8 protein-coding genes and 1 pseudogene are annotated in these 7507 nt (G+C 44.6%); 7 read left to right on the plus strand and 2 right to left on the minus strand.

The features are described from left to right. The first annotated feature begins 208 nt into the window (after positions 1–208). Genes rpsF through rplI form a run of 4 tightly spaced genes read left to right on the plus strand, consistent with a single transcriptional unit; the run spans position 209 to position 1615 of the window. Positions 209–577 (plus strand): 30S ribosomal protein S6, encoded by a 369-nt coding sequence (gene rpsF / locus VOR_RS0106900; RefSeq protein ID WP_010318977.1) that lies wholly within the window; start codon positions 209–211, stop codon positions 575–577. Between the two features lie 8 nt (positions 578–585). After that, positions 586–888, plus strand: coding sequence for a primosomal replication protein N (gene priB, locus VOR_RS0106905; protein WP_010318978.1), 303 nt, complete (start codon positions 586–588; stop codon positions 886–888). A 16-nt stretch (positions 889–904) separates the two neighbouring features. Beyond that, positions 905–1132 (plus strand): 30S ribosomal protein S18, encoded by a 228-nt coding sequence (gene rpsR / locus VOR_RS0106910; RefSeq protein ID WP_010318979.1) that lies wholly within the window; start codon positions 905–907, stop codon positions 1130–1132. A gap of 33 nt (positions 1133–1165) precedes the next feature. Further along, a complete protein-coding gene (gene rplI, locus VOR_RS0106915) occupies positions 1166–1615 on the plus strand; it encodes a 50S ribosomal protein L9 (RefSeq protein WP_010318980.1) in 450 nt (149 codons plus the stop codon). A 63-nt stretch (positions 1616–1678) separates the two neighbouring features. Here the strand turns inward: rplI and VOR_RS0106920 are convergent, their stop codons facing one another. Then, a complete protein-coding gene (locus VOR_RS0106920) occupies positions 1679–2443 on the minus strand; it encodes a DUF481 domain-containing protein (protein WP_010318981.1) in 765 nt (254 codons plus the stop codon). Between the two features lie 174 nt (positions 2444–2617). Between VOR_RS0106920 and VOR_RS0106925 the strand changes: the two genes are divergently transcribed. The 3 genes from VOR_RS0106925 (at position 2618) to pgi (ending at position 6982) form a co-directional block, all read left to right on the plus strand. Next, on the plus strand, positions 2618–4024 hold the full coding sequence (locus VOR_RS0106925; protein WP_010318982.1) for a replicative DNA helicase: 1407 nt from the start codon (positions 2618–2620) through the stop codon (positions 4022–4024). Between the two features lie 13 nt (positions 4025–4037). Continuing rightward, entirely contained in the window at positions 4038–5111 is a 1074-nt protein-coding gene (alr, locus tag VOR_RS0106930; protein WP_010318983.1) for an alanine racemase, read from the plus strand. 218 nt (positions 5112–5329) lie between these two features. After that, positions 5330–6982: a glucose-6-phosphate isomerase gene (pgi, locus tag VOR_RS0106935; RefSeq protein ID WP_029626964.1), complete on the plus strand. Its 1653-nt coding sequence runs from the start codon at positions 5330–5332 to the stop codon at positions 6980–6982. A gap of 96 nt (positions 6983–7078) precedes the next feature. On the opposite strand, the pseudogene VOR_RS17745 reads toward pgi, so the two are convergent. After that, positions 7079–7507, minus strand: a pseudogene (locus VOR_RS17745) (chemotaxis protein CheX); the annotation flags it as partial.

Below are 7507 nucleotides of genomic sequence, written 5' to 3' on the forward strand. Positions count from 1 at the left end.
CGATAAGTTATGCACATATTGCATTAAAAAAGGGAAGCTTAGGCTTCCCTTTTTGTTTGATGTGACCCTTAGTACATTTCCCTTGCTAATCCTGCTTCGTTTCTGTACTATTTGCCGTCCTTAATTCTCGGTCTTTTTTTTTCGTTCCTTGCTTCCTATGGACGACCGAGCCAAACCTGGAAGCTGAATAATCCGTAAGGAGCAACCGATGCGTCATTATGAAATCGTATTCATGGTGCACCCAGATCAAAGCGAGCAAGTTGCTGGCATGATCGAGCGTTACACTGGTTCTATCACTGAAACTGGCGGTACTATCCACCGTCTAGAAGATTGGGGTCGTCGTCAAATGGCTTACCCAATCAACAAGCTTCACAAAGCTCACTACGTTCTTATGAACGTTGAAGCTGACCAAGCTGTGATTGATGAGCTAGAAACTGCTTTCCGTTTTAACGATGCAGTTCTACGTAACATGATCATGCGTACTAAAGCGGCTATCACCGAGCCATCAATCATGCTGAAAGCTAAAGAAGAGCGTTCTAAGCGTGATGAAACTCGTTTCGATGCAGACGTTGAGTAATTGATTTGATGACCAATCGAATGGAGCTGAGTGGCACTGTCGCAAAACCTCCCATTCGAAGCCAAAGTCCTGCGGGTATTGAACATTGCCGTTTCTGGCTTGAACATCGCTCAACAGTGATCGAAGCTGATTTACCGAGACAAGTCTATTGTCGTATGCCGGTAGTTGTCAGTGGGCAAAGGTCAAAGAATTTAACTCAACACTTAGTACAAGGCAGCACCATAAACGTAAGTGGCTTTGTCGCTTACCAGACTAGCCGTAGTGGCATAGGAAAATTGGTGCTACATGCCGACCACATTACTCAAATTTAAGATCAGGAGATAGCCCATGGCTCGTTTCTTCCGTCGTCGTAAATTCTGCCGTTTCACTGCAGAAGGCGTACAAGAGATTGATTACAAAGACGTAGCAACTCTTAAAAACTACATCACTGAAGCTGGTAAAATCGTACCTAGCCGTATTACTGGTACTAGCGCTAAATACCAACGTAAGCTAGCTCGTGCAATCAAACTTTCTCGCTACCTAGCTCTATTGCCATACACTGACAAACATCAGTAATTGGCACCGTTTATTAAGAAAGAGGATTAATCAATGCAAGTTATTCTACTTGATAAAATCGGTAACCTAGGCAGCCTTGGCGACACAGTAAGCGTGAAATCTGGTTACGCTCGTAACTTCCTTATCCCACAAGGTAAGGCTGTAATGGCAACTAAATCTAACGTTGAAATGTTTGAAACTCGTCGTGCTGAACTTGAAGCTAAAGTTGCTGAGCAACTTGTTGCATCTCAAGCTCGTGCTGAACAAGTTAACGCTCTTGAAGCTGTTGTTATTGCTTCTAAAGCAGGCGACGAAGGTAAACTATTTGGTTCTATCGGTACTCGTGACATCGCTGACGCTATTACAGCGGCTGGTGTTGCAGTATCTAAGAGCGAAGTTCGTCTACCTGAAGGTGCTCTACGTAACGTAGGTTCTTTCGAAGTGAGCATCCAGCTTCACTCAGAAGTGTTTGCAACGGCGAAAATTCAAATCGTTGCTGAGTAAGATCAGCCTTCGGATGAATTGAAAACACCAGCCTCGGCTGGTGTTTTTTTATCTTCAAACTATCTAGAAACGAAACTGTAAACTAAACGAAGTGACGCTATCGGCTTTACTTAGGCCTGCCGGAACCTTGTCGTGGTATTGGCGAGATAAGTTCACTTTCAACGCAATCGAATCAGTAATGTGGTTGGTTAAAATGAGTTCCGTATCGGTTCTGATGTTACTTTCCCCTGCGACAAGAGTCAGTTCAGAGGAGATAGTTAAATTATCGAAAGTTGCCCAAACACCTTTTAAGTTACCACGAAATATGACTTCTTCGACTGTATTTGCAAATACAATATCCGTACTTGATATCTCATCTAGGTTGGGTTTTTGGTAACGAAAACCGGGCCCTATTTCAAGCTCTAATAGCAATATGTCGGTATTCATCAATTGGTAACCCATGCCACCAGATAGCGTGTAGTCTTTGAAATAGGCGCTGTATTTCGAATCAACACCGTTAAAGTTTGCGTATAGATAGGCTTTTGAAGCTAACTTATAGTCACTTTGCAGCGAATAGCTTGCCTGCCGCTTATTTTCTTTCCCATTTTTATCAAGGCGATACAATTTCCACTCACCATTGGTTCGATGGCGACCTGTTATGTATTCTGTCTTGACTCGTGAATTCAATGACTCTGAATCAGTATTACCTGAGTGGGCTTGATAACCCAGTTCGACTTGGCTATTCCAAGGAGAAGGAACTTCGATTTCCGTATCGTTTTTAAGATCCTCATTAGCATAGGCTGCACTCATAGCGAACAGACTAAAACTAAGAAACCAAATTTTAGACACGAAGCACCCCTAAAGTGAATAAAAATAGTGGGCGAAATAGTAGGTGTAGAGCGGTTCTGTTTGGTCAGCATGAGGTTAATTCTCTACGAGATAAACACAAAGTTTCGTTTACATAATTACAAATGATCTATTCTGGCTATAATGGACGGTCATTAGATAGTATTGAGCGAAGTCATGGCTGCACCACGAACAGATCAACGAAATCGTAAACCGTTTGACGCACAAGTCGAGGCAATTAAAGTTCCTCCACACTCGATCGAAGCTGAGCAATCAGTGATTGGGGGCTTGCTATTGGATAACGAACGTTGGGATACGGTGGCTGAGCGTGTGGTCAGCAAAGACTTCTATAGCCGTGCACATCGCCTAATTTTTGATGCAGCCAAATCGATTTTGGAAGCCAGTAAGCCGCTCGATCTTATTACGCTATCTGAGTATCTCGAGCGTCGCGAACAGCTGGAAGATGTCGGCGGTTTTGCCTATTTAGCGGATTTGGCGAAAAATACGCCCAGTGCGGCTAACATTAATGCTTATGCCGAAATCGTAGCGGAACGAGCGTTGGTGCGTAACCTTATCGGTGTTGCCAACGAGATTGCGGATGCAGGTTATGATCCGCAAGGGCGCAGTTCAGAAGATTTGCTCGATCTGGCTGAAAGTAAAGTGTTCGCCATTGCTGAGGAGCGTACCAGTGAAAATGAAGGCCCGCAGAATGTTGATTCGATTTTAGAAAGAACGTTAGAGCGTATTGAACTGCTGTATAAAACACCACAAGATGGCGTCACGGGCGTGAATACGGGGTTTGCTGATCTCAATAAGAAAACGGCCGGTTTACAAGGTTCTGATTTGATCATTGTGGCTGCTCGCCCTTCTATGGGTAAAACGACGTTTGCCATGAACTTGTGTGAAAACGCGGCCATGGAGCAAGAAAAACCGGTTCTTATCTTCTCTCTTGAGATGCCTGCTGAACAAATCATGATGCGTATGTTGGCATCGCTTTCTCGCGTTGATCAAACCAAAATTCGTACTGGGCAGCTGGATGATGAGGATTGGGCACGAATTTCATCTACCATGGGTATTCTCATGGAAAAGAAAAATATGTACATAGATGATAGCTCAGGCCTAACGCCTACCGAGGTTCGTTCTAGAGCTCGTCGTATTGCGCGCGAGCATGGCGGCTTGTCGCTCATCATGGTCGACTACTTGCAGTTGATGCGAGTTCCTTCGCAATCGGATAACCGTACTTTAGAAATTGCGGAGATCTCTCGCTCGTTAAAAGCACTGGCTAAAGAATTGAATGTACCCGTGGTGGCTTTATCGCAGCTTAACCGTTCGTTGGAGCAGCGCGCCGATAAACGTCCAGTCAACTCCGACTTGCGTGAATCCGGTTCGATAGAACAAGATGCCGATTTGATCATGTTCATCTATCGCGACGAGGTGTATCACCCTGATAGTTCGTTAAAGGGTATCGCAGAGATTATTATAGGTAAGCAACGTAACGGTCCGATTGGTTCTGTACGGTTGACCTTCCAAGGGCAGTATTCTCGTTTTGACAACTATGCAGGCCCTGCATTTGACGATGAGTAATTTGATGAGCTATATGAAAGCGGCAACCGCCTGCATCGATCTCGATGCGTTGAAGCACAACTTACAGCGAGTAAAACAGCAGGCCCCAAACAGTAAAATTATGGCGGTGGTCAAAGCAAATGGCTATGGTCATGGGCTTCGGCATGTCGCGAAACATGCACTGGGCGCGGATGCATTTGGCGTGGCGCGCATTGAAGAAGCGCTGCAACTGAGAGTGAGCGGTGTGGTAAAACCTATCTTGTTGCTTGAAGGTTTTTATTCTCCGATGGATCTTGCTGTATTGGTGACCAATAACATTCAAACCGTGGTTCACTGTGAAGAGCAGTTACTTGCATTAGAGCAAGCTCAATTGGATGTTCCAGTCAATGTTTGGTTGAAAATCGATAGCGGAATGCATCGTTTAGGTGTGCGCCCAGAGCAATACCCCGATTTTTTAGAACGTTTGCAAGCGTGTAAAAACGTAGTGAAGCCATTGCGTTATATGAGCCATTTTGGTTTTGCTGATGAGCTTGATAAATCAACCACTTCTGAGCAAATTGAGCTATTTTTAGCAATGACAAAAGGTCATGAGGGAGAACGCTCTCTAGCCGCATCCGCCGGTTTATTAGCTTGGCAGCACAGCCAGTTAGAGTGGGTTCGCCCAGGTATTATTATGTATGGCGTTTCTCCTTTTGATGATAACTCGGCGCAAGCGCTGGGCTATCAACCGGTAATGACATTAAAATCACACTTGATCGCAGTGCGTGATGTTAAAGCGGGAGAGAGTGTCGGCTACGGTGCCACTTGGACAAGCTTGCGTGACACTAAGGTCGGTGTTATCGCAATTGGCTATGGCGATGGCTATCCTCGTACTGCACCCAATGGAACTCCGGTTGTTGTCAATGGGCGTAAAGTGCCGATTGCAGGGCGAGTTTCAATGGATATGCTTACGGTCGATCTCGGTCCGCAAGCCTGCGACAAGGTGGGCGATGAGGTTATTTTATGGGGAAAAGAGCTGCCCGTGGAAGAAGTGGCCTCTCACATTGGCACTATTGCTTACGAGTTAGTGACGAAACTCACTTCTCGTGTTGAGATGTCGTACCTATAAAGTTGAGTGTGGAGCCATGGGTTTACCTGACTTAACTCAATATGAGAGCGGGTAAGCTGCGTCATAATGGCGCTCACAAAACGAATAACGACGTGTTGCCTTCCAAATATAGGCAGCCGATATCATTTTCTTTTTTACTCAATCGGGGATTCCATCATTTTGAAACAGAGTTTAGGAATGATAGGAATAAAACCTACTGTCACATCGGGATAGATACCATGTTGAAAAATATCAATCCAACGCAAACCAACGCTTGGAAAGCACTGACTGCGCATTTTGAATTAGCGCAAGATATGGACCTTAAATCACTTTTTGCACAAGATGCACAACGTTTCGATAAATTCTCGACTCGTTTTGGTTCAGATATTCTTGTTGATTACTCAAAAAATTTGATCAACGAAGAGACCTTACAACATTTACAAGCACTGGCGAATGAGACTGAACTAAAGTCAGCCATCGACGCTATGCTGCAAGGCTGCGCGATCAACCAAACTGAAGGCCGTGCCGTACTGCACACAGCGTTACGCAATCGCAGTAACACACCGGTTATTGTTGATGGTGAAGATGTGATGCCAGCCGTGAATGCGGTACTTGAGAAGATGAAAGCGTTTTCTGAACGAGTAATTTCCGGCGAGTGGAAAGGCTACACAGGTAAAGCGATTACCGATATTGTCAATGTTGGCATCGGTGGCTCAGACCTTGGCCCATACATGGTCACAGAAGCACTTGCACCGTATAAGAATCATCTCAATCTTCATTTCGTTTCTAACGTTGATGGAACACACATCGTTGAAACGTTGAAAAAAGTCAATCCAGAAACCACGCTATTTTTAGTGGCTTCAAAGACGTTTACTACCCAAGAAACTATGACCAATGCACACACGGCTCGTGATTGGTTCTTAGCGGAAGCAGGCGATGAAACTCATGTTGCAAAACACTTTGCGGCGCTGTCGACTAATGCGAAATCAGTCGCTGAGTTTGGTATTGATACAGACAACATGTTCGAATTTTGGGATTGGGTCGGTGGACGCTACTCACTATGGTCAGCGATTGGTCTATCCATTGTATTGGCTGTAGGCTATGACAATTTTGTGGAACTGCTGTCTGGCGCGCATGAGATGGATCAACATTTTGTGGCGACACCTTTTGAGCAAAATATTCCTGTGATCCTAGCCTTGATTGGTATTTGGTATAACAACTTCCACGGCGCCGAATCAGAAGCGATTCTGCCTTATGACCAATACTTACATCGCTTTGCCGCTTATTTCCAACAGGGCAATATGGAATCAAACGGTAAATACGTGGATCGTAACGGTCAAGCGGTAACTTACCAAACGGGTCCAATCATTTGGGGTGAGCCCGGTACTAATGGTCAACACGCCTTTTATCAATTGATCCACCAGGGAACAAAATTGATCCCGTGTGATTTTATTGCGCCAGCGCTCAGCCATAACCCAGCGGGTGATCATCACCAAAAATTGATGTCGAACTTTTTTGCTCAAACAGAAGCGTTAGCGTTTGGAAAAACGCAGCAAACCGTTGAAGCTGAGCTAAAAGCGGCGGGTAAATCAGCACAAGAAATGGCGGCAATCGCACCATTTAAAGTGTTTGAAGGGAACCGCCCAACCAACTCAATCTTAGTTAAGCAGATCACGCCACGCACTTTGGGCAACCTGATTGCGATGTACGAGCATAAAATTTTCGTACAGGGTGTTATTTGGAATATCTTCAGTTTCGATCAATGGGGCGTTGAGCTTGGCAAGCAGTTAGCAAACCAAATTCTGCCTGAGTTAGCCGACGATGCTCAAGTGAGTTCACACGACAGCTCAACCAATGGTTTGATTAACGCGTTTAAAATATTTAAAGCGTAATGCGTCAAAACCTTACTTGGATGTGAGTAAGGTTTTATCTAAATAAAAAAGGTTGATACTTAATGGTATCAACCTTTTTTTCTTTAATGAAAGAGCTTACTCGAAACAGATTTCGATAAAAGCGTTACCCCATTGAGAGGTAAACGGCATGATAATAATTGCACCTTCGCATTTATGACGAATCGTGTGGCCTTTTCCTGAGACAACAACCGGAGTTGCCATATCAAAGTCAAAACCACTCTCGGCAAGAATACGCTTAGCTCCGCCTGTCACCATGTTGGTGATTTCGCCGACCATATCTGTAACTTCTTCATTGAGACCGTTGGGGCGTTCACCTAACATATTCTGCATGATTTACAATGCTAAACTTTCATCAAAAGTAATAGACATTGAACCACGGCTTTGACTACCAACCATACCAATCAAGCCAGAGACATCACCACGGGCGATCTCATCTTTCTTTACACGAGGTTTCTGTTGCTTCAGCTCTAATGAAGCCATCGTTTTTAACACGTTCATTAAAGG

The sequence above is a fragment of the Vibrio ordalii ATCC 33509 genome (genome assembly GCA_000257205.1).
GTDB lineage: Bacteria > Pseudomonadota > Gammaproteobacteria > Enterobacterales > Vibrionaceae > Vibrio > Vibrio ordalii.

What these genes read in the sequence shown, in the direction of transcription:
- rpsF (WP_010318977.1), top strand. Translation starts at nt 209, where the DNA reads ATGCGTCATTATGAAATCGTATTCATGGTGCACCCAGATCAAAGCGAG.
- priB (WP_010318978.1), top strand. Translation starts at nt 586, where the DNA reads ATGACCAATCGAATGGAGCTGAGTGGCACTGTCGCAAAACCTCCCATT.
- rpsR (WP_010318979.1), top strand. Translation starts at nt 905, where the DNA reads ATGGCTCGTTTCTTCCGTCGTCGTAAATTCTGCCGTTTCACTGCAGAA.
- rplI (WP_010318980.1), top strand. Translation starts at nt 1,166, where the DNA reads ATGCAAGTTATTCTACTTGATAAAATCGGTAACCTAGGCAGCCTTGGC.
- VOR_RS0106925 (WP_010318982.1), top strand. Translation starts at nt 2,618, where the DNA reads ATGGCTGCACCACGAACAGATCAACGAAATCGTAAACCGTTTGACGCA.
- alr (WP_010318983.1), top strand. Translation starts at nt 4,038, where the DNA reads ATGAAAGCGGCAACCGCCTGCATCGATCTCGATGCGTTGAAGCACAAC.
- pgi (WP_029626964.1), top strand. Translation starts at nt 5,330, where the DNA reads ATGTTGAAAAATATCAATCCAACGCAAACCAACGCTTGGAAAGCACTG.